Source organism: Ruminococcus sp. AM43-6 (assembly GCF_003461785.1).
In the GTDB taxonomy this organism is placed as follows: domain Bacteria; phylum Bacillota; class Clostridia; order Oscillospirales; family Ruminococcaceae; genus Hominimerdicola; species Hominimerdicola aceti.
The window spans coordinates 1-434 of sequence record NZ_QTXU01000087.1; the positions used below are offsets into that span (position 1 = coordinate 1).

General features: G+C 43.1%; 1 protein-coding gene. It reads right to left on the reverse strand.

All coding sequences use genetic code 11. The annotated features are described in order from the left end of the window. The coding region (locus tag DW938_RS14555) for an ATP-binding cassette domain-containing protein (protein WP_118125601.1) at positions 1-256 on the reverse strand (256 nt) is incomplete at its 3' end. Positions 257-434: the final 178 nt, after the last annotated feature.

Below are 434 nucleotides of genomic sequence, written 5' to 3' on the forward strand. Positions count from 1 at the left end.
ACCCAGGTGTTTCAATAATGATACCCATATCTTTCGGGAAGTCAACGTCCTTGCCCACCCGCTTGCTGTCAACGATAATCTCACCGCTCGTGGACTTGATAAAGCCGCATATGCACTTCATAAGCATTGTCTTTCCGCTGCCGTTTCTGCCGATAAGCCCGTGTATCTTGCCCTCCTCAAAGGACACATTTATATGCTTTAGTATCTCCGTTTTGCCAAGAGTAAGACATACGTCATTTACATTGATGATATCCATTTTGTCCCCCTAATCCCTAACTTGCTATCTCTGCAACATTGTCGTAATTGAATTTTCTTATGGCGATAAAGCAGAACGCCAGCAGTACCGCTATAAATATGGCAAGATAGCTGACCGAAAAACTCATTGACATAACAGGCTCACGGAAATATTTTGTGTAGTGCAGCCATATTATGCT